The sequence below is a fragment of the Actinomadura physcomitrii genome (assembly GCF_008923205.2).
GTDB classification, from domain to species: Bacteria; Actinomycetota; Actinomycetes; order Streptosporangiales; family Streptosporangiaceae; genus Spirillospora; species Spirillospora physcomitrii.
The window spans coordinates 186,507-211,379 of sequence record NZ_WBMS02000010.1 but is presented as its reverse complement, the minus strand read 5'-3'; the positions used below and the strand labels follow the sequence as shown (position 1 = coordinate 211,379).

Here is a 24,873-nt window from a genome sequence, read left to right as displayed (position 1 = left end):
GATGCTCATCGGCGGCGCCCTCACCGGCGCGCCGCGCACGTTCGGCGTCGTCGACCCGGCGACGGGCGAGGAGTTCGACCGCGCCCCCGACTGCGACGGCACCGCCCTCGACGCGGCCGTCCGCGCGGCGAACGACGCCTGGCCGGACTGGCGGGACGACGCCGCCGCGCGCCGCGCCCGCCTGGCCGAGGCCGCCGCCGCGCTGCGCGCGGCGGCGGGCGAGCTGGCCCCGATCCTGACCGCCGAGCAGGGCAAGCCGCTGCGGGACGCAGAGAACGAGGTGGCGCGCGCCGCCGCCCGCTTCCAGCACCTCGCGGACCTGGAGATCGCCCCGGACGTCACGCCCGGGTCCGGCGGCGAGCGCGTCGAGGTGCACTGGCGGCCCGTCGGCCCCGTCGCCGCCATCGCGCCGTGGAACTTCCCGCTGCAACTCGGCGCCGCGAAGGTCGCGCCCGCGCTCGCCGCCGGCTGCACCGTGGTGCTCAAGCCGTCGCCCCACACACCGCTGGCGACGCTCGCGATGGGCCGCGTGCTGGCCGGGATCTTCCCGCCCGGCGTGCTCAACGTGGTCGCGGGCGCCGACCCGCTGGGGGAGCGGCTCGCCGCCCACCCCGGCATCCGGAAGATCAACTTCACCGGGTCGGTGGCGACGGGCAGGCACGTCGCCGCCACCGCCGCGCCCGACCTCAAGCGCCTCACCCTGGAGCTCGGCGGCAACGACGCCGCGATCGTCCTCGACGACGCCGACGTCGACACGGTCGCCGACGGTCTGTTCTGGAGCGCCTTCGCCAACTGCGGCCAGATCTGCATGGCGGTCAAGCGCGTCTACGCGCCCGCCGCCCTCCACGACGACCTCGTCGACGCGCTCGCGGAACGCGCCGCGAAGGCCGTCGTCGGCGACGGCCGGGACCCCGCCACGCAGATCGGCCCGATCGCCAACCGCCCGCAGTACGAGCGCGTGCGCGGCCTCGTCGCCGAGGCGCTGGCGGGCGGCGCCCGCGCCGCCGCCGGAGGCGCCCCGCTCGACCGGCCCGGGTTCTTCTTCGCCCCGACCGTCCTGGCCGGCGCCGAGGCGGGCATGCGGATCGTCGACGAGGAGCAGTTCGGGCCCGCGCTGCCCGTCGTCCGCTACCGCGACGCCGACGAGGCGATCGCCCTCGCCAACGCCACCCCGTACGGGCTCTGCGGGTCCGTCTGGGGCACCGACACCGCCCGCGCCGCCGCCGTCGCGTCCCGCCTCGACTGCGGCACCGCCTGGGTCAACGGGCACATGCGGATGTCGCTCGACGAGCCGTTCGGCGGTACCGGGCACAGCGGCCTCGGCCTCTCCGGAGGCCCGTGGGGCGTGCGGGCGCACTGCGAACCGTTCGTCCTGCACATCCCCGCGCCCTGAAGATCAAACGCGTGGAATCCTGGGGGCGTGGACGCGCATCCGCCCCGAATCCTCCTCGTCGAGGACGACCCCGAGATCGCGGGGATGCTGGACGAGCTGCTCACCGGCGAGGGCTACCGCGTCGAGGTCGCCCCCGACGGCCACCGCGGGCTGCACCTCGCGCTCGCCCGCACCTACGACGTGCTGGTCGTCGACCGGCTGCTGCCCGGCCTCGACGGCCTGGACATGCTGCGCCGCCTCCGCGGCAAGGGCGTCGCCACCCCGGTGCTCGTGCTCACCGCGCTCGGCACCGTCGCCGACCGGGTCGCCGGCCTCGACGCCGGCGCCGAGGACTACCTCGTCAAGCCGTTCGAGGTCGACGAGCTGCTCGCGCGGGTCCGGGCGCTGCGCCGCCGGCACGCCGACCGGGCCGCGACGCTGCCGCTCGGCGCCGGGGAGCTCGACCTCGTCCGGCACCGCGCCCGGCTCGCCGACGGCACCGAGCACGAGCTGTCCGCCCGCGAGTTCGAGCTGCTGCGCGTGCTCGCCGGGCGGCCCACCATGGTGTTCGGCCGCGCGGAGCTGCGCGATCGGGTGTTCGCGGACGCCACCTCGGAGTCGATCGTCGACACCTACGTCCACTACCTGCGGCGCAAGCTCGGCCGCGGCACCGTCCGGACCGTCCGCGGCCTCGGCTACCGGGCGGGGGAGCTGTGAGGACGCGGAGGGACGGGCCGGACGCGCGGGTGCTGTCCCGGGTCGGCTGGGTCCTCACCCTGCAGCTCGCCGGGGCGGTCACCGTCGTGATCGCGCTCGTCGGGGCGCTGGTCTACCTGGCGATGAGCGCCGGGCAGCGCGGCGACGCCGAACGCGACCTGCGCGTCGTGATCGCCGCGAACGCGATCGAGAACGCGCCGCCCTGCGTGTGGATGTTCGCCGTCGGGGACGGCGGCACGCGCCGCACCCCGAACGCGCCCGCCGGGCTGCCCGTCCGCGCCGACCTCGACACCCCCGGCACGGTCGTGCGGGAGCACCGCATCGACGGCATCAGCTACCTCGTCCGCACCGAGCACCACGGACCCGTCACCGTGCAGGCCGCCCTCGACCGCCGCTACCAGATCCAGGAACGGCACCGGCTCTACAAGGCCCTCGGCGTCGCCGAGGTGGCCGGGCTGCTCGCCGCGCTCGCCACCGGCCGCCTGCTCGCGCGGCGCGCGATCTCACCGCTGGCCGAGGCCCTGGACCGGCAGCGCCGGTTCGTCGCCGACGCCAGCCACGAATTGCGCACCCCGCTGACGCGCCTGCACGTCCGCGCGCAGCTGCTGGCGCGGCGCAGCGAATCCGCCGCCCTCCGCGACGAGCTCGGCGCCATCGTCTCCGACACCCGGCAGTTCGGCGAGGTCATCGAGGACCTGCTGCTCTCGGCCCGGCTCCGCCCCCACGCCGTTGAGGGCCATCCCGTCGATCTCGCCGAGATCGTCGCGTCCCTGGTGGCCGCCGAGTCGGTCCGGGCGCGCGCGCAGGACGTCGCGCTGGACGTCGCCGGGGCCGGCACGCCGCGGATCGTCGGCGGCGTCGCCTCGGCGCTGCGCCGCGTCGTGGGCGCGCTGCTCGACAACGCGATCGGGCACACCCCGCCCGGCGGGCACGTCACGGTGGTGCTCGCCCGCGACGGCGACCGGGTCGAGCTGACCGTCCGCGACGACGGCGTCGGCTTCGAGCCCGCCGACGCCGAACGGATCTTCCAGCGCTTCACCCGGGGCGCGCAGGGCCGGGGCCGCCGCTTCGGCCTGGGGCTCGCGCTCGTCCGCGAGGTGGTGGAGAGCCACGGCGGGGCGATCGACGCGTCCGGCCGGCCGGGCGCCGGCGCGTCGTTCACCGTCCGGCTGCCCGCCGCGTCCCGGGCCGCCGAACCCCGTGCACGCCGAAAGGACACCGCCCCGGTCCGCTAACCGGCCTCGTTCCAGGCGCGGTCGAGGGCCTGCGCGAACGCCTCGGCGGGCTGCGCCCCCGACACGCCGTAGCGGCGGTCGAGGACGAAGAACGGCACGCCGGTGGCGCCGAGCCGCCGCGCCTCGCGCTGGTCGGCCTCGACCTCGGCGGTGAACTTCCCCGACGCCAGCGCGTCGCGGGCCGCCGCCGCGTCCAACCCCGCCTCGGCGGCGACCTCCACCAGCGAACCGCGGTCGAACACCGAGCGCCGGTCGGTGAAGTGCGCCTTGTAGAGCGCCTCGACAACGTCGCCCTGCACGCCCTGCTCGCCGGCGAGATGGACGAGCCGGTGGGCGTCACGGGTGTTGCCCACCTGCCCGCCCTCGAGGTGGTACTCCAGCCCGACCCCAGCGGCGCGCTCCTCCATCTGCCGGTTCATGCCCACGGCCTGCTCGCGTGTCATGCCGAACTTGGCGGACAGCATGTCGGCGACGTCCTCGGTCCTCCCCACCGGGTAGGACGGGTCGAGTTGGAACGCCCGGTAGGCGACCTCGACCCGGTCGCGATGCGCGAACCCACCGAGCGCCCGCTCGAACTGCCGCTTGCCGATGTAGCACCAGGGACAGATGACGTCGGACCAGATCTCGACACGCATGGGACACCTTTCTCAACGAGACGCTCGCCCCACTGCAACACCCCGCACCCCCCACCGATTTCCGCCCCCACACAGAACCCGCCCACCGACCGCAACCCGCACCCCCAGAGGGGGCAAGGGGCGGAGCCCCAGAAGACCAGGAGCAGCGCAACGCGCAAGATGCTCGCTGGCCGCACCTACCAGGGGGCAAGGGGCGGAGCCCCAAAAAAACCGAGAGCGGCGTGATGCGGAAGATGTCCGCTGGCCGCAACCGCCGGGGGGCGAGGGGCGGAGCCCCAAAACCAGAAGCGGCGCAGAGGGCAAGACGCTCGCAGACCGCAACTACAAAGGGGCGGAGCCCCAAAAGACAGGAGGCGGCGCAATGCGGAACAGGATCGGAGACCGTAACCACAAGGGGGGCGTGGGGGGCGGAGCCCCCCACATCGGGGGGTCCGGGGGTCGCCCCCCGGGTCAACACGAAGAGGGAGTGACGGCCCCGCGCTTTCCGCGGGCACACCACCCCCAACTCCATCGTGGGCGATACTGGGATTGAACCAGTGACCTCTACCGTGTCAAGGTAGCGCTCTCCCACTGAGCTAATCGCCCTTGCGTGTACTGCGAGGTGGAGACGGGATTTGAACCCGTGTACACGGCTTTGCAGGCCGTTGCCTCGCCTCTCGGCCACTCCACCAGAGCGAGGCCGTACGGGCCTCTCAGAGCGGACGACGGGATTCGAACCCGCGACCCTCACCTTGGCAAGGTGATGCTCTACCAACTGAGCCACGTCCGCTTGTCGGCTCCGGGGTTTCCCCCGGCGCGCATGGACAACTCTAGCGGAATCCGGGAGTGGTTGCGTACTCGTCGGTGGCGGAGTCGGTGGCCTCGGCGTGCAGCGAGTTCCAGAACGCGAGCTCCTTGTCCTCTTCGAGGTGGGCGATACGGCCCCAGAACTCGCGGTCCTCGGCCTCGTGGGCGGCGGCGAGGGAGAGGGCGGGCATGACGGTGGTGCCGGCGTCGGCGGCGTCGAGGTCGGCGGGGGTGACGTCGGCGGGGAGGGCGACGGGGGTGGAGGGGCGGTGGTGCTTGCCGCGCTTGCGGACGCGGATGGGCGGCGTGGTGGGGGCCTTGGCGGCGGCGGCGCGGCCGGCGGCGAGGGCGACGGTGCCGCACAGGACGATGGCGAGGATGCCGCCGAGGACGACGTCCTGGGCGGGGAGCTGCTCGCCGGCGGGGCCGCTGTGCTGCTCCTCGTGGGTGTGCGTGGTGGTGGCGGGGGCGCCGACCTTGTCGACGGTGGTGGCGGGGGCGGCGTGCTTGGGGGTGTACTTGGCCTCGGTGACGTGGATCTTGCCGGGGTAGCCGAAGCCGACGACCTCGTCCATGCTGCGCGTCTTGCGCATGAGCTTGTAGCCGTCGGCGTTGCCCTCGATGGTGTGGAGGGTGTGCCCGTCGACCTTCTCGACGATGCCGACGTGGTCGATCTGGTCGATGTCGCCGGAGCCGGACCAGTCGTAGAAGACGAGGGCGCCGGGTTCGGGGGTGTGGCCCCAGGCGTCGTGGTCCTTGAACCATTTGGCGTGGTCGACGGTGGAGGCGAACTGCCCGGCCTGCTCGGTGACGCCGGCCTTGTCGGCGGCCCAGGCGAGGAACATGTCGCACCAGGGGGCCGTCTTGAAGTAGGAGTCGTGGTCGCCGTCGACGTTCTTGGCGTACCAGTCGCCGAACTTGGTGTAGCCGCTGCCGTGCTCGGTGTAGCCGAGCTGCTTCTGGGCAACGTCGAGCAGCTTCTTGCCGATCGGGTCCATCTCGCTCCCTGCCGACTCGCCGACTCGGGCAGGGGGCGCCCGACCGGGATCCGGTCCGTGGCCCGGTCCAAGGTCACGTTCCGGTCTCGCTGGAATGTAGTCGAGGTAAACCAGGGGCGGCAAGCCGTTCCGGGAAAGCGGTCAAAACGGGCTACCCGGGAGTAGCCCGTCAGAAGTAGCCCCGCGGCAGGACGGTCACCGGGCAGGGCGCGGCCCGCAGTACCTTGACGGCCACCTCGCCGAGGAAGACGCGGTGGGCGGCGGCGTCCTCGCTGGACGCGCAGACGAGCAGCTCGCCGTCGGGCCAGTCGAGGTCGGCGAGGGCGCCGGCGACGTCGTCGCCCTCGGCCAGGTCGGCGGTGACGTCCTCGGGCGGCAGTTCGGCGGACTCGATCGCCAGGCGGATGGCGAGCGCGAGGTCGTCGCGGAGCCGTTCGGCGTCGACGTCGCCGATGGCGAGGGTGACGAGGCGGAGCGGGACGTCGAGCCGGTCGGCGGCCTGGGCGGCGCGGACGACGGCCTCGTCGCACTGCGGGCGGCGGACGTACATGACGGTGATGCGGCCGAGCTCGTCGGGCGGGGTGTAGCCGGCGGGGGCGAGCATGACGGCCTCGGTGGCGGAGTGCAGCAGGTGGTCGGCGGCGGCGCCGACGCCGATCCGGCCGCGGGCGCCGCCCTCGGGGGAGCCGACGACGATCAGGTCGGCGCCGATCCGGCCGGCGAGCGCGGTGAGGCCGCGGCCGACGCTGCGGCTCTCCTGGACGAGCAGCTCGGCCGGCTGCTCGCCGAGCAGCTCGGCGGCCTGCTCCAGCAGGGCGTGCGCCTCGCCGGCGGCGCCCGCGCGGTCCGGCGGGTGGACGGTGGCGACGCTCAGCTCGCCGCCGGTGAGGGCGACGATGGCGCGCGCCAGGTCCAGGGCCTCCCGGCCGCCCGCGTCGTGGACGTACCCGGCCAGCACGTGTTCGCCGATCATCTGGTCAGCATTCCCCCGCACCGCGCCCTCACAACGATCATGGACCGGTTTGCGGTAACTTTTCGTGTTTCAAGCGTTCTGCACTCTTTGGGGGGATTTGTCATGCGGGACGAGGCGGGAGGCCTCGCGCCGGGCCGCTGGACCATCGACCCGGTCCATTCCGAGATCACCTTCACGATCCGGCACCTGATGACCACGGTGCGCGGCTCGTTCCCCGACTTCGGCGGCGAGGTGGTGATCGGCGACGACCCGATGGACTCGACCGCCCGGGCCGAGATCAGGATGGCCTCCCTCGACACCCGCAGCGCCGAGCGCGACGAGCACGTCCGCTCGGAGGACTTCCTCGACGTGCGGCGCCATCCGGTCATGACGTTCACCGGGAGCGGTGTGGAACGTGCCGCGATCGGCCGGCGGGCCAAGCGGCCCCGCTATCACCTGGACGGCGAGCTGACGGTCAAGGACGTCACGCGGCCGGTCCGGCTGCTGGCCGAGTTCCACGGCGTCGCGTCCGACCCGTGGGGCGGCACCCGCGCCGGCTTCACCGCCACCGCGTCGATCAGCCGCCGCGACTTCGGCATCGAGTTCAACGTGCCGCTGCAGGGCGACAAGGTGATGCTCGGCGACACGATCGCGATCGCCTTGGAGATCCAGGCCGTCCACGAGGGCTGACTTGCTCGGCCGCCGCCAAGCCTCAGCTCAGCCGCCGGCGGTCCCGGCCGGTTCGGGTTCGCGGGCGCCCGGCACGTGCGGGTTGCCGTACCAGGCGACCGCCACCGCGCCGGCGACGGCCAGCACGAACCCGATGCCCGCGGGGACCGCCATGCCCTCGCGCGAGGCGTCCCCGAGCCACAGCACCCCGATGATCCCCGGGACGACCGTCTCGCCCGCCACCAGCGCCGCCGTGGCGCCGTTGATCGACCCGATCTGCAGCGCCAGCGTGTGGAAGTACATCCCGCCGAGGCCCGCGATCGCGATCGCGTACAGGGCCGGGTCGCCGAGCAGGTCCCGCCAGGCGAACGGGTCGGTGCCGTTGAGGATCCGGACGCCGACCCCGACGGCCCCGAAGCAGAGGCCCGACAGCAGGCCAGCGGGGATCGCCGCGCGCGGCCCCATCAGCCGGACGATCGGCAGCGCGGCGGCGACGAGCAGCACCGACACCGCGAGCAGCGCCCAGTGCCAGCCGATCGCGACGCGTCCGGCGCCCTCGTGCCCGGCGGTGCCGGCGAGCAGCACCAGCGCGGCGCACACCACCCCGATCGAGATCCACTCCGGCCGGACGAGCCGGATGCCGAGCACCCATATGCCGAGAACCGCGGTGATGACCAGGTTCGCGCTGATCACCGTCTGCGACAGGAACAGCGGCACCAGCTTCGCCGACAGCGCGCCGAGCGCGAACCCGGCCGTGTCCAGCACCGTGCCGGCGATGAACTCCCACGTCACGACGGCCTTGGCGGTGGAGGACAGGCTCGGCCCGCCGTACCCTGTGGAGCCGGCGCCCGCGGCGCTCTCGCGCGCCGCGGACCGCCTGGCGCCGAGCGCCTGCAGGACCGATCCGGTCCCGTAGCAGGCCGACGCGCCCACCGCCGTCAGCAGCCCGATGAACACCCGCGCCCTCCGTTCCGCCGCCGTGCGGCGGGCGGGTCCGTCCCGCCCCCCAGTCTGACGACCGGGCGGGCCGGAATGTTTCGCCTGCTCCGCGCCCGTCGCGTGGCGGCCGTTCCGCGCCGGTCAGGCGCCCCGGGCCAGCCGCCGGGCGGCCAGCTCGGCGTAGAGCGCGGCGCCGTCGGCGAGCACGGCGTCGTCGAAGCGGGCGTCGGCCGAGTGGTTCGCCGCCGCCTCGCCCGGGTCGGTGCCGGCCGGGCACGCGCCCATCACGACGAACGCCGACGGCACCTCGTCGCACACGAAGGAGAAGTCCTCCGAGGTGGGGAACGGCCGCGGCGAGTCGGCATAGCGCTCCTCGCCGTAGACCTCCCGGATCGTGTCCGCCGTGAACGCGGCCTCGGCGCCGTCGTTGATCGTGACCGGGTAGTCCTGGACGTAGCTGACGTCGACGTCGAGGCCGTGCGCCCTGGCGATGCCCCGCACCAGCTCGACCGTCCGCTCCTTCAGCTTCTCGTGCGACGCCGGGGAGAACGACCGGACGGTGCCGGAGAAGCTCGCCTCGTCCGGGATCACGTTGTCCATCGTGCCGGAGTGGAACGATCCGATCGTCAGCACCACCGGGTCGAACGGGTCGAACGCGCGGGTCACCAGCGTCTGCAGCGCGGTGACCATCTCGCAGGCGGCCGGCAGCGGGTCCTTCGCCAGGTGCGGCATGGACCCGTGCCCGCCGGCGCCCCGGACGGTGACCCGCAGCCGGTCCGCGGCCGCCATGATCGGCCCGCCCCGGCCGACGAACATCCCCCGCGGCAGCGCCGCGGAGAACACGTGCAGCGCGTACGCGGCGACGGGGCGCTCGCCGGACGCCTCGAGCACGCCCTCCTCGATCATGATCCGCGCGCCGCCGAGGCCCTCCTCGCCCGGCTGGAACATGAACACCACGTTCCCCGCGAGGGCGTCGCGGCGGCCGGCGAGCAGCCGCGCCGCGCCCGCCAGCATCGCGGTGTGCAGGTCGTGCCCGCACGCGTGCATCACCCCGTCGACCCGCGAGACCACCGCGGCGTCGCCGCGCTCGGCGACGGGGAGCGCGTCCATGTCGCCGCGCAGCAGCACGGTCGGGCCGGGACGGGCGCCGCGCAGCACCGCGGTCACCGAGGTCAGCCGCTCGCCGGTGGTGATCTCCAGCGGCAGGCCGTCGAGGGCCGCGAGCACCTTCTCCTGGGTCCGGGGCAGGTCCAGGCCGAGCTCGGGTTCGCGGTGCAGCGCGCCGCGCAGCCGGACGAGATCGTCCTGCAGGGCGGCGGCGTCGTCGCGCAGGGACCCGGGGACGGTCGAAGGCTGGCTCAACGGTTCCTCCTCAGGGGTCTCCGGTGGCCGCGGGCGGCCATCCGGGCGGCCCTGTCCGGCGCCGCATCTGCACCGTATCGCCGCTGTCACCCGATATGCCGCACCTGGCGGGCACGAAGATCCTTGATGAGGAGATGCGCGTCGCCGAGCCGCGCCGCGTCCTTCAGCGACCGGTAGATGCCCCATTTCGGGGAGACGCCCGCTGCGCCGGGTCGCAGGTCGAGCCCGCCGCGCTCGACGTCGACGACCGCGTCCCCGTCCCCGCCCGTGATCCTCCAGCGGACGCGCCCGCCCGGGGCCGCGGCGAACCGCGCCTCGATCTCGACGCCGATCCACCGGCTGCGCAGCGGCCCGAGGTCGGCGGCGCCGACGACGACCCCGGACCGGATCGCGTTCAGCTCCAGCAGGTCCCGCCCGCCGCGCCGGCGCAGCGACGTGACCAGCACCGGCCCGCCGCCCGGCCCGCCGCCGGGAACCGAGGCGAAGAACTGCTGGACGTGCGTGAAGCTCGTCGTCGCGCGCAGCGCCCGCGTCAGGTACCAGGACCACGCGAAGCGCCACGTCTCGCCCTCGGCGATCCGCCGCTCCCGCCCGCCCGGCCCCCGCATGCCGCGCACCTCCTGGCGCTGCCGGTCGGGGTAGGTGTCGACGTCGCCCGGATGGTGGACGTCGAACCGGTACATCGTCCCGAGCGCCCGGATGTGGCGGACGCCGGGATGCGCCCCGGCCCGGTCGTCCTCGATCGCCACGAACGCGGCCAGCCCGTCCCGCCGGGGGTCGGCGCTCCACTCGGCCCGCTCGTCCGCCATCGCCCCATTGTGGAGGTCAGAACGCGGTACGGGCGAGCCAGTGGTCCAGCAGCGCCCGGTCGCCGGTCACCTTCACCTGCGCCTCGTCGGGGGCCAGGCGCCGGGCGAACACCAGCATCAGGTCGCGGACGGGCCCGGCGGCGGTCATGTCGCCGTCCCGGCCGGCGCGCTCCCAGCCGAGCCCGTCCGGCTCGCGGGTGATCACCCAGCCGGGCACGGACGGCTCGGACGGGCGCAGGCTCAGCGTCTCGCCCCGCCCGCGCAGCTCGGCGAGCCTCGGCTGGAGCGTCGCGGCGGCGGGCTCGGTCACGAGGCCCAGCCACTCGGTGATCCCGTCGGCGGCGACGTCGGCCGCGATCTCGTACCGGGCGCCGGTGGTGAACGCGGCGTCGGCGTGGTGGACGGCCGTGTCGTGCAGCATCCGGCGCACCCACATCGCGGCCGGGCGCGAGCCCATGACCGGGTGGGCGACGGTGCGGTCCGGGTCCGCCTCGAAGGCCCGGACCAGGTCGTCCGCGCCGTCGCGGAGCCAGCCCGGCCAGTCCGCCGCCGAGCCGGGCGCCGTCCTCGGCACCTGCGTGACGAGGTCGGTCTCCCCGGCGCGCACGAACCCGGCGGCCCACCGGTGCGCCTGGCCGATGTGCCCGACGAGGTCGCGCAGCGTCCATTCCGGGCAGGTCGGCACCTTCATTTCCGGGTCCGCGCCGGTGACGGCCGCTGCCATGCCCGCGGTGTGCTCGCGCAGCGCCTCGACGATGCGGCGGGCACCGAGCTGCTGGTCGTCCATGTTCGTTCCCTCCTCGTGGACGTCGTGCCCGTACCGTAGGAACTCCAGCCCGGTGGAGGTTCAAGTGAATGTGACCGGCGCCACAGGACCGGGGTCCCTCGGCATCGGCGACCTCGCGGCGCTGACCGGCGTCCCCGTCCGGACGATCCGGTTCTACTGCGACGAGGGGATCCTCGAGCCGGCGCGCAGCGCGGGCGGGCACCGCCGGTTCGACGCGCCGGCCGTGGACCGGCTGCGGCTCGTCCGGCGGCTGCGCGGCCTCGGGCTCGGCCTGCCCGCCATCGCCGCGGTCCTCGCGGGCGAGCGCTCGCTGGGCGAGGCCGTGGCCGCCGAGCGGGCCGCGCTGGAGGCGGAGATGTCGGCGCTGGCGTGGCGCCGCGCCGCGCTCGGCGCTGTGGAGGCGGCGCCGCTGGAGGAGCGGGCGGCGCGGCTGGACCTGCTCGCGGCGGCGGAGGACGGCCGTGCCGCGCGCACCGCGCTGGCGGAGTTCTGGCTGCGCCGGATCATGGCGCCGCTGCCGGCCGAGCGGGTCGAGGCGTTCCTGGAGATGGTGGTCCCGCCGCCGCCCGCCGATCCGACGCCGGCACAGGTCGTCGCGTACGCCGAGATGGTCGTCCTGGCCGGTGACCGGTCGCTGAACAGGCGGCTGCGGGAGCAGGGGCGGTCGAACCTGCGGGTCGTGGCCGACGAGGAGTCGCTGCTGGCCGGCATGAGCGAGGCGATGGAGCTGGCGTCGCCGCTGGTGCTGGCGGGGGAGGCGCCGGGGCCGGGCGCGGCCCTGGACCGGTTCGTCGCCGCCCACGTCGCGGGACGCAGGGCCAGTGACACACCGGAGTTCCGGCGCTGGATCCTGCGCGACTCAGCGGTGGAGCGCGACGCGCGGGTGGCGCGGTACTGGGACCTGTTCCGGCTGGTCACCGGCGACCCGGTGGTCCTCGGCACGCTGCACTTCTGGCTGCTCGACGCGCTCGAAGACTCCGTCGACCTCGTTGTTTAAGGCTTGGCTTATATAAGCCCAGCCTGTATGTTGGCGCCCGTGCACGCCTTCGATGTGCTGGGCGACCCGGTCCGGCGCCGCATCCTCGAGCTGCTCGCCGACGGCGAGCGGACCTCGGGCGAGGTGACGTCGGTCATCCGGGTGGAGTTCGGCATCTCGCAGCCCGCCGTGTCGCAGCACCTCAAGGTGCTGCGGGAGGCGGGCTTCGCGGTCGTCCGGCCGGACGGGACGCGGCGCCTCTACCGCGTCGGCTCCGCGCCGCTCCAAGAGATCGACGCCTGGCTCGACCGCTTCCGCCGCTTCTGGACGCCGCATCTGGACGCCCTGGCCACCGAGATCGCCAGGGGCCGGCGCGCACGCCGCACCGAGGAGGAACCATGATCGAAGTGACCGGGCAGATCAACGCCGTGCGCCGCCGGGTCGGCGAGCGGGAGATGGAGGCCGGCACCGCCCGCGCCGTCGTCATCAGCCAGACCTACGCCGCCCCCGTCGAGGACGTCTGGGACGCCGTCACCAACCCCGAGCGGATCCCGCGCTGGTTCCTGCCCGTCTCGGGCGACCTGCGCCCCGGCGGCCGCTACCAGCTCGAGGGCAACGCCGGCGGCACCGTCGAGCGCTGCGACCCGCCCAAGAGCTTCTTCGCGACCTGGGAGTTCGCCGGGCAGACCAGCTGGATCGAGGTCCGGCTGACGCCCGAGGACGGCGACCGGACGCGGTTCGAGCTGGAGCACATCACCCACGTCGACGACCACTGGGAGCAGTTCGGCCCGGGAGCCGTCGGCGTCGGCTGGGACATGGGCCTGCTCGGCCTCTCCCTGCACCTGTCGACCGGGAAGAACGTCCCGGCCGACCTCGGTCCGGAGTGGCAGGCGTCCGACGAGGCCCGCGACTTCATGACCGGCTGTGCGGAAGGCTGGTACGCGGCGGACGCCGCGTCCGGCACCGCCGAGGCCGTCGCCCGCGCCCGCGCGGACCGCACCATCGCCGCCTACACCGGATCCGCGGAGTGATCCCTGCCTCTTCAGGGTCTCAGCCGGAGTCCTCCAGGTCGCCTTCGACTTCGAGGTAGAGGCGCTTCAACGCTTCCAGGGTGTCCTGTTCCGGGTGCTCCCACATGCCGCGGTCGGCGGCTTCGAGGAGGCGTTCGGTGATGCCGTGCAGCGCCCACGGGTTCGACTCGTTGAAGAAGGCCCGGTTCTCGGCGTCGAGGGCGTACGTCCGCGCGAGCCTCTCGTACATCCAGTCGGCGACGACCCCGGCGGTCGCGTCGTAGCCGAACAGGTAGTCGACCGTCGCGGCCAGTTCGAACGCGCCCTTGTAGCCGTGCCGCCGCATCGCCGCGAGCCAGCGCGGGTTGACGACGCGGGCGCGGAAGACGCGGGACGTCTCCTCGTCGAGCGTGCGGGTGCGGACGGCGTCCGGGCGGGTGCTGTCGCCGATGTAGGCCTTCGGCGCCTTCCCGGTCAGCGCCCGCACGGTCGCGATCATGCCGCCGTGGTACTGGAAGTAGTCGTCGGAGTCGGCGATGTCGTGCTCGCGGGTGTCGGTGTTCTTCGCGGCGACGCTGATCCGCCGGTAGGCGCTCTCCATGTCGCCGCGCGCCGGGACGCCGTCCAGGCCCCGCCCGTAGGCGTAGCCGCCCCACACCGCGTACACCTCGGCGAGGTCGGAGTCGTCGCGCCAGTTGCGGCTGTCGATCAGCGGCAGGATCCCGGCGCCGTACGCGCCGGGCCGCGACCCGAACACCCGCAGCGTCGCCCGCCGCTCGTCGCCGTGCGCCGCCGTGTCCGCCCGGACGTGCGCGCGGACGAAGTTCATCTCGTCGGGCTCGTCCTGGTCCGCCGCGAGCCGGACGGCGTCGTCGAGCATCGCGACGGCGTGCGGGAACGCGTCGCGGAAGAACCCGCTGATCCGGACCGTGACGTCGATCCGGGGCCGGCCCAGCTCGTCGAGCGGCACCGGTTCCAGGCCGGTGACGCGGCGGGACGCCTCGTCCCACACCGGCCGGACCCCGAGCAGCGCCAGGACCTCGGCGATGTCGTCGCCGGACGTGCGCATCGCGCTGGTGCCCCACACCGACAGCCCGACCGAGCGCGGCCACTCGCCGGTGTCCTCGCGGTACCGGTCCAGCAGCGAGTCGGCCATCGCGCGGCCGGTGTCGTAGGCGAGCCGGGACGGGACGGCCTTCGGGTCGACGGAGTAGAAGTTCCGGCCGGTCGGCAGCACGTTGATCAGGCCGCGCAGCGGCGACCCGCTCGGCCCGGCCGGCACGTACCCGCCGTCGAGGGCGTGCAGCACCATCCCGATCTCGTCGCGGGTCCGCTCCAGCCGCGGGACGATCTCCGTCGCGGCGAACCGCAGGATGTCGGCGACCCGCCCGTCCGCGAGGACGGACGCGGCGGCCGGGTCCCAGCCGCGCTCCTCCATCGCGGCGACCAGCGCCCGCGCCCGCTCCTCGACCGCGTCGACCTCGGCCCGGGCGGCGCCGTCCTCGGCCAGCCCGAGGGCCTCGCGCAGGCCCGGCAGCGTCACCGAGCCGCCCCACAGCTGCCGCGCCCGCAGGATCGCGAGCACCAGGTCGACGCGGGTCCCGCCGGCCGGGGCGGCGCCGAGGATGTGCAGGCCGTCGCGGATCTGGACGTCCTTCACCTCGCACAGCCAGCCGTCCACGTGCAGCAGGAAGTCGTCGAACTCGGCGTCGTGCGGGCGGTCGTCCAGCCCGAGGTCGTGGTCGAGGCGGGCGGCCTGGATCAGCGTCCAGATCTGCGCGCGGATCGCGGGCAGCTTCGCCGGGTCGAGCGCCGCGATGCTCGCGTGCTCGTCGAGGAGCTGCTCCAGCCGCGCGAGGTCGCCGTAGCTCTCCGCCCGCGCCATCGGCGGGATCAGGTGGTCGACCAGCGTGGCGTGCGCGCGCCGCTTGGCCTGCGTGCCCTCGCCCGGGTCGTTCACCAGGAACGGGTAGATCAGCGGCAGGTCGCCGACCGCCGCGTCCGGCCCGCAGGACGCCGACATCCCGGCGGACTTGCCGGGCAGCCACTCCAGGTTCCCGTGCTTGCCGACGTGCACGACCGCGTGCGCGCCGAACTCGTCCGCGATCCACCGGTACGCCGCCAGGTAGTGGTGGCTCGGCGGCAGGTCGGGGTCGTGGTAGATCGCCACGGGGTTCTCGCCGAACCCGCGCGGCGGCTGCACCATCACGACGACGTTCCCGGACTGCAGCGCGGCGAGGACGATCTCGCCGTCCGGGTCGCGGGAGTCGTCGACGAACAGCTCGCCGGGCGGCGGGCCCCAGTGCCGCTCGATGCCGTCGCGCAGGTCCTGCGGGAGCGTCGCGTACCAGGCCTTGTACCGCGCCGCCGGGATGCGGACGGGGTTGCCGGTGAGCTGCGTTTCGGTCAGCCAGTCGGGGTCCTGCCCGCCCGCCGCGATCAGCGCGTGCATCAGCGCGTCGCCCTCGGCGGGCAGCGCGTCGCCGACGTCGTAGCCGCGGTCGCGCATCTCGGCGAGCAGCTTCACGACGCTGGCCGGTGTGTCGAGCCCGACCGCGTTGCCGATCCGCGCGTGCTTCGTCGGGTACGCCGACAGCATCAGCGCGACCCGCTTGTCCCGCGCCGGGACGTGCCGCAGCCGCCCGTGCCGGACCGCGATCCCCGCGACCCGCGCGGCCCGTTCGGCGTCGGCGACGTAGACGCTGAGGCCGTCCTCGTCGGTCTCCTTGAACGAGAACGGCACCGTGATGATCCGGCCGTCGAACTCGGGGACGGCCACCTGCGTCGCGGTGTCCAGCGGGGACAGGCCGTCGTCGTTGGCCTCCCACGCGGCGCGCTCGCTGGTCAGGCACAGGCCTTGCAGGATCGGGACGTCCAGGTCGGCGAGGGCGCCGACGTCCCACGCCTCGTCGTCGCCGCCCGCGCCCGCGAACGCCGGCTTCGTGCCGCCCGCCGCGAGCACCGTGACGACGAGCGCGTCGGCCCGTCCGAGCGTCTCCAGCAGCTCCGGCTCGGCGGTGCGCAGCGACGCGCAGAACACCGGGAGCGCCCGCCCGCCCTTCGCCTCGATCGCCCGGCACAGCGCCTCGACGAACGCGGTGTTCCCGGCGAGGTGATGCGCGCGGTAGTACAGGACGCCGACGACCGGTCCATCGCCCGGCGCCTGCTCCCGCTCCAGCACGCCCCAGGTCGGGGTGGGCGCCGGGGGAGCGAACCCGAACCCGGTGAGCAGCACGGTGTCGGACAGGAAGCCGAACAGCTCCGCCAGGTTGCCGGGACCGCCGTGCGCCAGGTACGCGTGCGCCTCGGCGCTCACCCCGGCGGGGACGGTCGACAGCTCCATCAGCTCGGCGTCCGGTGCCTGCTCCCCGCTGAGCACCACCACGGGGCGCGGTCCGGCGAGCAGCGCGTCGAGGCCCTCCTCCCAGGCACGCCGGCCGCCGAGCAGCCGCACCACCACCAGGTCGGTGCCGTCCACCAGGGCGGGCAGATCGTCCGCGGACGTGCGGGCCGGGTTGGCGAGCCTGAAGGCGGCGCCGCTGGCGCGCGCGCTGAGCAGGTCGGTGTCCGAGGTGGACAGCAGCAGGATCACGCGGATCGCGTCCTCACCCGGGGTCCTCGCCCCGAATCGCAGGTCAGGAAAGCGGCGGCACGGAGTCTCCTGGCTCCCGGATCGCCGCTCGCCCCGGCCTTCCCGCTCGCGCGGTGGCCTCGCATGGGGTCCGCTCCCCGGTGACAGTGGCGGGACCGCGCCGGATTCGCACCGGCTTCCTCCCTTGCCGCCGCCCACACCCTAACCCGATCGCCCGGAGTTCGGCGCGTCCGGGCACCGAGGTCGCGGCCGGAGCGCGTCGTCCCCGTTCTCGGGGCGGGCCTTAGGATCCTCGCGTGTCGACTTCGCGTTCGGAGCCGGACCGGTGTCCGGGGGCTCTGCGGGTGCACGCCGCCGCCGATGGGGGGCTGGCGCGCGTCCGGCTGCCCGGCGGCGCGCTGACGCGGGCCCGGCTCGCCGCGCTCGCCGCGGCGTCCAGGGAGCTGGGGGACGGGTTCCTCGAACTGACGTCGCGCGCGAACCTGCAGATCAGAGGGCTCGCCGGCGGGGCGGAGACCGAGCTGGCCGAGCGGCTGCGCGAGGCGGGGCTGCTGCCGTCCGCCGCGCACGAACGCGTCCGCAACATCCTCGGCAGCGTGCTGACCGGACGCGACGCCCGCGGGCTGCTGGACGTCCGGCCGGTCGTCGCGGAGCTGGACGCGGGCCTGTGCGCCGACCCTGACCTCGCCGCCCTGCCCGGCCGGTTCCTGTTCGCGGTGGACGACGGGCGCGGCGACGTCATCGCGCTGCGCGCCGACGTCGCCCTGTACGCGCTGGCGCCGGACGCGTTCGCGCTGGTCCTCGCCGGAAAGGACAGCGGGCTGCGCGCCGGTCCGAAGGACGCCGTCGCGCTCGCGCTGGACTCCGCCCGCGCGTTCCTGCGCGTCCGGACGAGCGAATGGCGGCTCGCCGAGCTCGGCCGCGACCTCCCGCTGCCCGGCGACCGGAGCGCGCCCGTCCCCGTTCCGGCGACGCCGTACCGGACGCCGCTCGGCGCGATCCCGCAGCGGGACGGGCGGACGGCGTTCTCCGGGCTCGTCCCGCTCGGCCGCCTCGACCCGGCCGCGCTGGGCGCCGCCGAGGAGATCATCGTCACTCCGTGGCGGGGCGTCGTCATTCCCGGCGTCGCGGACATGGCACACTTCCCTGGCCTGGTCACCGGACCCGACTGGGCGGGGCTGACGTCCTGCGCGGGCCGTCCCGGCTGCGCGAAGTCGCGCACCGACGTGCGCGCGGACGCGGCCCGCGCCCGCCGCGCCGGCGGCGGCCTGCCGGTGCACTGGTCGGGCTGCGAGCGGCAGTGCGGGCGGCCCGCCGACCGGCACGTCGCGGTCGTGGCCGTCCCCGGCGGCTACGAGGTGCGGCTCGGCGGCGAGGTCCGCGCCCGGTCCCACGACCTGGCGGCGACGGCGGCCGCCGCCGCCACGACACGGAGGAGCGAGTGATCGACTACGTCCGCGACGGCGCGGAGATCTACCGGCGGTCGTTCGCGACCATCAGGGCGGAGGCGGACCTCGCGGGGCTGCCGGACGACGTCGCCCGGGTCGCCGTCCGCATGATCCACTCGTGCGGGATGACCGACCTGGTGCGCGACCTGGACTACGCGCCCGGCGTCGTCGCGGCGGCCCGCGAGGCGCTGCTCGCGGGGCGGCCGATCCTGTGCGACGCGCAGATGGTCGCGGCCGGCGTCACCCGCCGCCGGCTCCCCGCGGACAACGACGTGGTCTGCGCGCTCGGCGACCCCCGCGTGCCCGCGCTCGCGGAGCGGCTCGGCACCACCCGCAGCGCCGCCGCGCTGGAGCTGTGGCGGGGCCGCCTCGACGGCTCCGTCGTCGCGATCGGCAACGCGCCGACCGCGCTGTTCCGGCTGCTGGAGATGGTCGCGGACGGCGCCCCCCGGCCCGCCGCCGTGCTCGGCATCCCGGTCGGGTTCATCGGCGCGGCCGAGTCCAAGGACGCGCTCGCCGCGTCCGGCCTGCCGTACCTGGTGGTGCGCGGGCGGCGCGGCGGCAGCGCGATGACCGCCGCCGCGATCAACGCCATCGCCGCCGAGGAAGAGTGATGACCGGACACCTGTACGGGGTGGGGCTCGGCCCCGGCGACCCCGAGCTGATCACCGTGAAGGCGGCCCGGCTCGTCGCGTCCGCCGACGTGGTCGTGCACCACGCGGCGCGGCACGGGCGCAGCATCGCCCGCCGCATCGCGGCCCCCCACCTGCGCGAAGGGCAGATCGAGGAAGCGCTGATCTACCCGGTCACCACCGAGCAGACCGGCGACTACCGGGCGGTGCTGGAGGAGTTCTACGAGCGGTGCGCGGCGCGGCTCGCCGAGCACCTGGACGCCGGGCGCGACGTCGTGGTGCTGTGCGAGGGCGACCCGTTCTTCTACGGCTCGTACATGCACCTGCACAAGCGGCTCTCCGGCCGGTACCCGACGACGGTCGTGCCGGGCGTGACGTCGGTGAGCGCCGCGTCCGCCGAACTCGGCCGCCCGCTGGTGGAGCGCGACGAGGTGCTGACCGTCCTGCCGGGCACGCTGCCGCCCGATGACCTGCGGCGGCATCTCGAGGCCACCGACTCGGCCGCCGTGCTGAAGCTCGGCCGGACGTTCGGCGGCGTCCGCGCGGCCCTGGACGGGGCGGGCCGCCTGGACGACGCCTGGTACGTCGAGCGCGCCACCACCGACGGGCAGCGGGCGCTGCCGCTCGCCGAGGTGGATCCGGAGACCGTCCCGTACTTCTCCGTCGCGATCCTGCCGAGCCGGGTGCACGAGCGGACCCGCCGAGAGCTGCCCGAACCCGCCGCGCCGGGGGAGGGGCGGGGCGAGGTCGCGATCGTCGGGCTCGGCCCGGCGGGCCGCGACTGGCTCACCCCCGAGGCACAGGACGCCCTCGCCGCCGCCGACGACCTCGTCGGGTACGCGCCCTACCTGGCGCGGGTGCCCGCGAACCCCCGGCAGGAGCGGCACGCGTCCGACAACCGGGTCGAGTCCGAGCGGGCCGAGTTCGCGCTCGCGCTCGCCGAGCGGGGACGCCGCGTGGCGGTGGTGTCGTCCGGCGACCCGGGCGTGTTCGCGATGGCCGCCGCCGTGCTGGAGGTCGCCGCCGAGGAGCGCTGGAAGGACGTCCCGGTGCGGGTCCTGCCGGGGCTGACCGCCGCGAACGCCGTCGCGTCCCGAATCGGCGCGCCGCTCGGGCACGACTACTGCGTGCTGTCGCTGTCGGACCGGCTGAAGCCGTGGGACGTCATCGCGTCCCGGCTCGCCGCCGCCGCGTCCGCCGACCTGGTCATCGCGATCTACAACCCGGCGTCGAAGACCCGCACGGAGCAGGTCACCAGGGCCCGCGACGTGCTGCTGGAGCACCGCTCGCCGGACACGCCGGTCGTCATCGGGCGCGATGTCGGCGGGCCGGAGGAGAGCGTCCGGGTCGTCCGGCTCGGCGACCTCGACGCGGACGGCGTCGACATGCGGACGCTGCTGCTGGTCGGCTCGTCGCAGACGACCGTCGCCGAGCGCGGCGACGGCCGCACGACCGTGTTCACGCCGCGCCGCTACCCGTCATGAGCGAGCCAGGCCAGCGCTTCCTCGACCGTCGCGGCGATCGGGACGCCGTCCGGCGCAGGCGGCCGGTCGACCATGACCACCGGGATCCGCAGCGTCCGCGCCGCGGTGAGCTTGGCCGAGGTCATCGCGCTGCCGCTGTCCTTGGTGACCAGCGCGTCGATCGCGTGCTCGCGCATCAGCGCCAGCTCCTCCTCGACGGTGAACGGCCCGCGCGCGAGGACCGTCTCCATCCGGGGCGGCAGCGGCGGCTCCGGCGGGTCGACGGACCGGACGAGGAACCAGCGGCGCGCGTCGCCCGCGAACGCGGCGAGGTCCTTGCGGCCGGTGGTCAGGAAGACGCGCTCGCCGGGCAGGTCCGCCGCGGCGGCCTCCAGCGACGGGACGCGCCGCCAGTCGTCGCCGGGTCCCTCCGTCCAGCCGGGGCGGCGCAGCACCAGCAGCGGGACCCCGGTCCGCGCCGCCGCGACGACGGCGGACTCGGTCATCAGCGCGGCGAACGGATGCGTGGCGTCGACGACCGCGCCGATCCGCTCGTCGCGGAGCCAGGCCGCGAGCCCGTCCGGGCCGCCGAACCCGCCGATCCGGGTGCGGCCCGGCGGCAGGTCCGGGTCGGCGGTCCGGCCGGCGAGGGAGCTGATCACGTCGTAGCGGGGATCGCCGGCGAGGACTCCGGCCAGCCGCCGCGCCTCGCCGGTGCCGCCGAGCAGCAGAACGCGCCTGCCCTCCCCGGCACCGGTCTCTTCCACTGGCGGGGTCACGGGACCAGGGTATTGCCGTGAGCGATCTCCGATACGGCTGGACGACCGGCGCGTGCGCGACCGCCGCGACCAAGGCCGCGCACGCCGCGCTGCTGACCGGCGAGTTCCCCGACCCCGTCGAGATCACGTTGCCGAAGGGCCAGACGCCCGCGTTCGCGCTGGCCGTCGAGGAGCTCGGCGACGGGTACGCGACGGCCGGGATCGTCAAGGACGCCGGCGACGACCCCGACGTGACGCACGGCGCGCTCGTCCGCTCGACCGTGCGCCGCGGCGAGCCGGGCGGCGGCGTCGTCTTCCGCGCGGGCCCGGGCGTCGGCACCGTCACCCGCCCCGGCCTGCCCCTGGACGTGGGCGAACCGGCGATCAACCCGGTGCCGCGCCGGATGATGCGCGAGGTCCTCGGCGACGCCGACGTCATCGTGGAGATCTCCGTCGACGGCGGCGCGGAGCTGGCGCGCCGGACGTGGAACCCGCGCCTCGGCATCCTCGGCGGGCTGTCGATCCTCGGCACGACCGGCGTCGTCGTCCCGTACTCGTGCTCGGCGTGGATCGACAGTATCCGGCGCGGCGTGGACGTGGCGCGCGCGATGGGACGCGAGCACGTCGCGGGCGCGACCGGCAGCACGTCCGAGAGGGTCGCCGCCGAGCTGCACGGGCTGCCGGAGGACGCGCTGCTCGACATGGGCGACTTCGCGGGCGCCGTGCTGAAGTACCTGCGCCGCCACCCGGTGCCGAGGCTGACGATCGCGGGCGGCATCGGCAAGCTCGCGAAGCTCGCGGCCGGGCACCTCGACCTGCACTCCAAGCGCTCGCAGGTCGACTTCGGCGTCCTCGCGGCCATGGTCGGCGACGCGGAGACCGCCGAGCGCGTCCGGCGCGCGAACACCGCGCTCGACGCCCTCCAGATCTGCCGGCGCGCCGGCGTTCCGCTCGGCGACCTCGTCGCGGCCCGCGCCCGCGAGACGGCCCTGGCGACCCTGCGCGGCGCGCCCGTCGCGGTCGACGTCGTCGTCATCGACCGCGCCGGCACGATAGTCGGCCGCGCCGGCCCCTGACCCGTCGTTGAGTTGTGGCGTGTCGTGGTTATGGAGGGCCGGATAACCACGACACGCCACAAGTGAACGTGTTCAGCGGCGGCGGGCGGCGGAGTAGAGGTGGCTGTCGGTGAAGTTCGCCGCGGTCAGGACGCGGCCCACGATGATCACCGCGGTGCGCTCGATGCCCGCCTCGCGGACCTTCGCGGTGATGTCGGCGAGGGTGCCGCGGACGATCACCTCGTCGTCGCGCGACGCGTAGGCGACCACGGCGACCGGGCAGTCCGCGCCGTAGTTCGGGACCAGCTCGTCCACCACGGACCCGATCCGCTGGACGGCCAGGTGCAGCACCATCGTCGCACCGGCGCGGCCGAGCGTCGCGAGGTCCTCGCCCGGCGGCATCGGCGTCGCCCGCGCCGACGTGCGGGTCAGCACGACGGTCTGCGCCACCTCCGGAACGGTCAGCTCCCGGCCCAGCGCGGCCGCCGCCGCCGCGAACGCCGGGACCCCCGGCGTCACGTCGTACGGCACGCCCGCCGCGTCCAGCCGCCGCATCTGCTCCGCCATCGCGCTGAACACCGACGGGTCGCCCGAGTGCAGCCGCGCCACGTCCTGCCCGCGCTCGTGCGCGGCGACGAGCTCGGCGACGATGTCGTCCAGGACCATGCTCGCCGTGTTCACCAGGCGCGCGCCCGCCGGGCACCACGCCAGCACCTCCGGCGGGACGAGGCTGCCCGCGTACAGGCACACCGGCGACGCCGCGACCAGGTCCCGGCCGCGGACGGTCATCAGGTCGGCGGCGCCCGGCCCGGCGCCGATGAAGTGCACGGTCACCGGCCGTCCTCCCGTGTCACGGCCCACTGCGTCACCGGCATCATCGGCCGCCAGCCGGTGAACCCGCCGACCGCCCCGGCGCGCCCGATCTCGATCCGGGTCAGGTCGCCGCCGAGCCGCTCGCGCGCCTGCGTCACCACCCGCTCCGACTCGATCGTGACGGCGTTGACGACCAGGCGACCGCCCGGCCGCAGCGCCTCCCAGCACGCGTCCACCATCCCCGGCGCGGTGACGCCGCCGCCGATGAACACCGCGTCCGGTGCGTGGAGGCCCGCCAGCGCGGCGGGCGCCTCCCCGACGACGACCCGGATCCCCGGCACGCCGAGGGCCCGCGCGTTCGCCTCGATCCGCGCCGCGCGCCGCTCCCGCTCCTCGACCGCGATCGCCCGGCACGACCGGTGCGCGCGCATCCACTCGATCCCGATGCTCCCGGCGCCCGCCCCGACGTCCCACAGCAGCTCGCCCGGCACCGGCCCCAGCCGCGCCAGCGTGATCGCCCGGACCTCCCGCTTGGTGATCTGGCCGTCGTGCTCGTAGGAGTCGTCCGGCAGGCCCGGCACGACCGGCGTCCCAGGGCCGTCGCAGCGGATCGCGACGACGTTCAGCGCGGCGGGGTCGTCCGGGACGGGGCCGACGCGCTCGTCCTGCGCGCCCAGCCGCTCCAGCACGGTCACCTCGCTGGCGCCGTAGCCGCGCTCGTCCAGCAGGGCCCTGACCTCGGCGGGCGTGTCCGCGCCCGCGCTCAGCACCAGCACCCGGCGGCGCGGCGCGAGCACCGCGGCGAGCACCGACAGCGGCCGTCCGACCGCGCTCACGACCTCGGTGTCCTCCACCGGCCAGTGGAGCCGCGCGCACGCCAGCGACAGCGACGACGCGTGCGGCACCACCCGAACCCGCTGCGCGCCCAGCAGCCGGACCAGCGCCGTCCCCACCCCGTAGAACATCGGGTCGCCGCTCGCCGCGACCGCGATCCGGCGGCCCCGGTGCGCCTCGAACAGCGACGGCAGCCCCGGCAGCATCGGCGACGGCCACAGCGCCCGCTCGGCGTCCAGGTCCGGCAGCAGCCCGAGCTGCCGCGGTCCGCCCATGATCACGTCAGCCTTGCGGAACGCGTCCCGAGCGGGCTCGGTGAGGCCCTCCCAGCCGTCCGCGCCGATCCCGACGACCCAGACGTCCGGCGCCGGCGCCGCCTGCCCGGGTGCGTCCACCCGCAGGTCGGGCCGGGTGATCCCGTCAGACATTGCCCAGCACCCGCCCCACCGCGACCTCGATGACGACCCGCTCCGGGTTGGCGCGCGGCGGCCTGTACCGCTCGGCGTACCGGCGCTCGGCGTCCGCGACCGCGGCGGCGTCCGTCCGCAGGACGGCCCGGCCCTCGACCGTGACCCAGTGCCGGCCGTCCACCTGGCTCACCGCGACCGGCAGCCCGGCCGCGCCCGCCGCCCGCACGTGCCGCGCCTTCGCCGACCCGGCCGAGGTGATCACGCGCACCAGCCCGGCGCCCGCGTCCAGCGTCGCGCCCACCGGCACCGCGTGCGGCGTGCCGTCCGGCCGGACCGTGACCAGCGTGCACACCCGCCGTTCCCGCCAGAACTCCCGGACCCGCTCGTCATCCAGGCTCAGCCGGTGTCGTGTCCCCTGCATCTCGTCCCTCTCGTCCCGGGTGATCAGCAGGATCCCAGAAACCGGCGGCGCTCCGCGCACTCGCCGGGGCGGCCGGCCGCCGGCCGCGCGCCCGGCGATCCGTCCGGTGATGGGGGAGTGATGGGGAGAACGTCCGGGCCGGGAGGTGACAGGGGCCACCCGGTACCGCGCTGGCGGACAAATCCCATCATATGATTAGT

Annotated in this window: 23 protein-coding genes, 3 tRNA genes and 1 riboswitch; of the genes, 11 read left to right on the top strand and 15 right to left on the bottom strand. The window is 75.1% G+C overall.

Features of this window, described 5'->3' with window-relative positions:
* Position 1 precedes the first annotated feature (1 nt).
* From F8568_RS15470 to F8568_RS15460, 3 genes are read left to right on the top strand one after another with little or no spacing between them, the layout of a single operon-like run.
* Positions 2 to 1,393 (top strand): aldehyde dehydrogenase family protein, encoded by a 1,392-nt coding sequence (locus F8568_RS15470; protein WP_151594275.1) that lies wholly within the window; start codon positions 2 to 4, stop codon positions 1,391 to 1,393.
* Between the two features lie 27 nt (positions 1,394 to 1,420).
* The gene (locus tag F8568_RS50375; RefSeq protein ID WP_328600893.1) at positions 1,421 to 2,089 is read left to right on the top strand and encodes a response regulator transcription factor; all 669 of its coding nucleotides are present in this window, start codon (positions 1,421 to 1,423) and stop codon (positions 2,087 to 2,089) included.
* Positions 2,086 to 3,324 carry a sensor histidine kinase gene (locus F8568_RS15460; RefSeq protein ID WP_202124973.1) on the top strand — a complete coding sequence of 413 codons (1,239 nt, stop codon included), beginning with the start codon at positions 2,086 to 2,088 and terminating at the stop codon, positions 3,322 to 3,324. Before F8568_RS50375 ends, F8568_RS15460 begins: the two co-directional genes overlap by 4 nt.
* Here the strand turns inward: F8568_RS15460 and F8568_RS15455 are convergent.
* From F8568_RS15455 to F8568_RS15430, 6 genes are all read right to left on the bottom strand, one after another.
* Complete coding sequence (locus F8568_RS15455; protein WP_151594231.1) at positions 3,321 to 3,959, bottom strand: DsbA family oxidoreductase; 639 nt, start codon at positions 3,957 to 3,959, stop codon at positions 3,321 to 3,323. The genes F8568_RS15460 and F8568_RS15455 overlap by 4 nt on opposite strands.
* Before the next feature lie 513 nt (positions 3,960 to 4,472).
* A tRNA-Val gene (locus F8568_RS15450) sits at positions 4,473 to 4,544 on the bottom strand.
* A 14-nt stretch (positions 4,545 to 4,558) separates the two neighbouring features.
* Positions 4,559 to 4,629 (bottom strand) — tRNA-Cys (locus F8568_RS15445).
* 26 nt (positions 4,630 to 4,655) lie between these two features.
* Positions 4,656 to 4,728, bottom strand: a tRNA-Gly gene (locus tag F8568_RS15440).
* A gap of 40 nt (positions 4,729 to 4,768) precedes the next feature.
* On the bottom strand, positions 4,769 to 5,743 hold the full coding sequence (locus F8568_RS15435) for a CHAP domain-containing protein (RefSeq protein WP_151594230.1): 975 nt from the start codon (positions 5,741 to 5,743) through the stop codon (positions 4,769 to 4,771).
* Between the two features lie 169 nt (positions 5,744 to 5,912).
* Positions 5,913 to 6,716, bottom strand: a complete 804-nt coding sequence (locus F8568_RS15430; RefSeq protein WP_151594229.1) for a universal stress protein — start codon at positions 6,714 to 6,716, stop codon at positions 5,913 to 5,915.
* Between the two features lie 102 nt (positions 6,717 to 6,818).
* Between F8568_RS15430 and F8568_RS15425 the strand changes: the two genes are divergently transcribed.
* On the top strand, positions 6,819 to 7,385 hold the full coding sequence (locus F8568_RS15425) for a YceI family protein (RefSeq protein WP_151594228.1): 567 nt from the start codon (positions 6,819 to 6,821) through the stop codon (positions 7,383 to 7,385).
* Positions 7,386 to 7,412: 27 nt separating this feature from the next.
* Here F8568_RS15425 and F8568_RS15420 read toward each other — a convergent pair whose 3' ends face one another.
* The 4 genes from F8568_RS15420 to F8568_RS15405 form a co-directional block, all read right to left on the bottom strand.
* Positions 7,413 to 8,321, bottom strand: a complete 909-nt coding sequence (locus F8568_RS15420) for a hypothetical protein (RefSeq protein WP_151594227.1) — start codon at positions 8,319 to 8,321, stop codon at positions 7,413 to 7,415.
* Positions 8,322 to 8,444: 123 nt separating this feature from the next.
* Positions 8,445 to 9,665, bottom strand: a complete 1,221-nt coding sequence (locus F8568_RS15415; RefSeq protein ID WP_236008761.1) for a M20 metallopeptidase family protein — start codon at positions 9,663 to 9,665, stop codon at positions 8,445 to 8,447.
* Between the two features lie 86 nt (positions 9,666 to 9,751).
* Positions 9,752 to 10,474, bottom strand: coding sequence for a Tat pathway signal sequence domain protein (locus tag F8568_RS15410; protein WP_151594225.1), 723 nt, complete (start codon positions 10,472 to 10,474; stop codon positions 9,752 to 9,754).
* A 16-nt stretch (positions 10,475 to 10,490) separates the two neighbouring features.
* On the bottom strand, positions 10,491 to 11,261 hold the full coding sequence (locus F8568_RS15405) for a maleylpyruvate isomerase family mycothiol-dependent enzyme (protein ID WP_151594224.1): 771 nt from the start codon (positions 11,259 to 11,261) through the stop codon (positions 10,491 to 10,493).
* Between the two features lie 64 nt (positions 11,262 to 11,325).
* On the opposite strand from F8568_RS15405, the gene F8568_RS15400 reads away from it, so the two are divergent.
* From F8568_RS15400 to F8568_RS15390, 3 genes are read left to right on the top strand one after another with little or no spacing between them, the layout of a single operon-like run.
* Positions 11,326 to 12,258, top strand: a complete 933-nt coding sequence (locus tag F8568_RS15400) for a MerR family transcriptional regulator (RefSeq protein WP_202124972.1) — start codon at positions 11,326 to 11,328, stop codon at positions 12,256 to 12,258.
* 39 nt (positions 12,259 to 12,297) lie between these two features.
* Complete coding sequence (locus tag F8568_RS15395) at positions 12,298 to 12,639, top strand: ArsR/SmtB family transcription factor (protein WP_151594222.1); 342 nt, start codon at positions 12,298 to 12,300, stop codon at positions 12,637 to 12,639.
* A complete protein-coding gene (locus tag F8568_RS15390; protein WP_151594221.1) occupies positions 12,636 to 13,268 on the top strand; it encodes an SRPBCC family protein in 633 nt (210 codons plus the stop codon). The genes F8568_RS15395 and F8568_RS15390 overlap by 4 nt, the downstream gene beginning before the upstream one ends.
* A 19-nt stretch (positions 13,269 to 13,287) precedes the next feature.
* Here F8568_RS15390 and cobN read toward each other — a convergent pair whose 3' ends face one another.
* Positions 13,288 to 16,839 carry a cobaltochelatase subunit CobN gene (gene cobN, locus F8568_RS15385; RefSeq protein ID WP_151594220.1) on the bottom strand — a complete coding sequence of 1,184 codons (3,552 nt, stop codon included), beginning with the start codon at positions 16,837 to 16,839 and terminating at the stop codon, positions 13,288 to 13,290.
* A gap of 63 nt (positions 16,840 to 16,902) precedes the next feature.
* A riboswitch (cobalamin riboswitch) is annotated at positions 16,903 to 17,020 on the bottom strand.
* A 115-nt stretch (positions 17,021 to 17,135) separates the two neighbouring features.
* Between cobN and F8568_RS48125 the strand changes: the two genes are divergently transcribed.
* The 3 genes from F8568_RS48125 to cobJ are packed head-to-tail and all read left to right on the top strand — an operon-like array spanning position 17,136 to position 20,403.
* On the top strand, positions 17,136 to 18,284 hold the full coding sequence (locus F8568_RS48125; RefSeq protein WP_151594219.1) for a precorrin-3B synthase: 1,149 nt from the start codon (positions 17,136 to 17,138) through the stop codon (positions 18,282 to 18,284).
* On the top strand, positions 18,281 to 18,901 hold the full coding sequence (locus tag F8568_RS15375; protein ID WP_151594218.1) for a precorrin-8X methylmutase: 621 nt from the start codon (positions 18,281 to 18,283) through the stop codon (positions 18,899 to 18,901). The genes F8568_RS48125 and F8568_RS15375 overlap by 4 nt, the downstream gene beginning before the upstream one ends.
* On the top strand, positions 18,901 to 20,403 hold the full coding sequence (gene cobJ / locus F8568_RS15370) for a precorrin-3B C(17)-methyltransferase (protein WP_151594217.1): 1,503 nt from the start codon (positions 18,901 to 18,903) through the stop codon (positions 20,401 to 20,403). The genes F8568_RS15375 and cobJ overlap by 1 nt, the downstream gene beginning before the upstream one ends.
* Here the strand turns inward: cobJ and F8568_RS15365 are convergent.
* On the bottom strand, positions 20,391 to 21,161 hold the full coding sequence (locus F8568_RS15365; RefSeq protein ID WP_328600892.1) for a cobalt-precorrin-6A reductase: 771 nt from the start codon (positions 21,159 to 21,161) through the stop codon (positions 20,391 to 20,393). The two genes, cobJ and F8568_RS15365, sit on opposite strands and share 13 nt — an antisense overlap.
* A gap of 17 nt (positions 21,162 to 21,178) precedes the next feature.
* Here F8568_RS15365 and F8568_RS15360 point away from each other — a divergent pair, with 17 nt between their 5' ends.
* Entirely contained in the window at positions 21,179 to 22,216 is a 1,038-nt protein-coding gene (locus F8568_RS15360; protein ID WP_328600891.1) for a cobalt-precorrin-5B (C(1))-methyltransferase, read from the top strand.
* Positions 22,217 to 22,288: 72 nt separating this feature from the next.
* Here F8568_RS15360 and cobM read toward each other — a convergent pair whose 3' ends face one another.
* Genes cobM through F8568_RS15345 form a run of 3 tightly spaced genes read right to left on the bottom strand, consistent with a single transcriptional unit; the run spans position 22,289 to position 24,673 of the window.
* Positions 22,289 to 23,029: a precorrin-4 C(11)-methyltransferase gene (gene cobM, locus F8568_RS15355; RefSeq protein ID WP_151594215.1), complete on the bottom strand. Its 741-nt coding sequence runs from the start codon at positions 23,027 to 23,029 to the stop codon at positions 22,289 to 22,291.
* Positions 23,026 to 24,270 (bottom strand): precorrin-6y C5,15-methyltransferase (decarboxylating) subunit CbiE, encoded by a 1,245-nt coding sequence (gene cbiE, locus F8568_RS15350; protein WP_151594214.1) that lies wholly within the window; start codon positions 24,268 to 24,270, stop codon positions 23,026 to 23,028. Before cbiE ends, cobM begins: the two co-directional genes overlap by 4 nt.
* Positions 24,263 to 24,673, bottom strand: coding sequence for a pyridoxamine 5'-phosphate oxidase family protein (locus F8568_RS15345; protein ID WP_151594213.1), 411 nt, complete (start codon positions 24,671 to 24,673; stop codon positions 24,263 to 24,265). Before F8568_RS15345 ends, cbiE begins: the two co-directional genes overlap by 8 nt.
* Between the last annotated feature and the right edge of the window lie 200 nt (positions 24,674 to 24,873).

Bases quoted from the DNA above. Each gene is read 5' to 3' on its own strand.
- F8568_RS15430 (WP_151594229.1), bottom strand. From the start codon at position 6,716: ATGATCGGCGAACACGTGCTGGCCGGGTACGTCCACGACGCGGGCGGC.
- F8568_RS15435 (WP_151594230.1), bottom strand. From the start codon at position 5,743: ATGGACCCGATCGGCAAGAAGCTGCTCGACGTTGCCCAGAAGCAGCTC.
- F8568_RS15455 (WP_151594231.1), bottom strand. From the start codon at position 3,959: ATGCGTGTCGAGATCTGGTCCGACGTCATCTGTCCCTGGTGCTACATC.
- F8568_RS15390 (WP_151594221.1), top strand. From the start codon at position 12,636: ATGATCGAAGTGACCGGGCAGATCAACGCCGTGCGCCGCCGGGTCGGC.
- F8568_RS15410 (WP_151594225.1), bottom strand. From the start codon at position 10,474: ATGGCGGACGAGCGGGCCGAGTGGAGCGCCGACCCCCGGCGGGACGGG.
- cobJ (WP_151594217.1), top strand. From the start codon at position 18,901: ATGACCGGACACCTGTACGGGGTGGGGCTCGGCCCCGGCGACCCCGAG.
- F8568_RS15425 (WP_151594228.1), top strand. From the start codon at position 6,819: ATGCGGGACGAGGCGGGAGGCCTCGCGCCGGGCCGCTGGACCATCGAC.
- F8568_RS15345 (WP_151594213.1), bottom strand. From the start codon at position 24,673: ATGCAGGGGACACGACACCGGCTGAGCCTGGATGACGAGCGGGTCCGG.
- F8568_RS15470 (WP_151594275.1), top strand. From the start codon at position 2: ATGCTCATCGGCGGCGCCCTCACCGGCGCGCCGCGCACGTTCGGCGTC.
- cbiE (WP_151594214.1), bottom strand. From the start codon at position 24,270: ATGTCTGACGGGATCACCCGGCCCGACCTGCGGGTGGACGCACCCGGG.
- F8568_RS15405 (WP_151594224.1), bottom strand. From the start codon at position 11,261: ATGGACGACCAGCAGCTCGGTGCCCGCCGCATCGTCGAGGCGCTGCGC.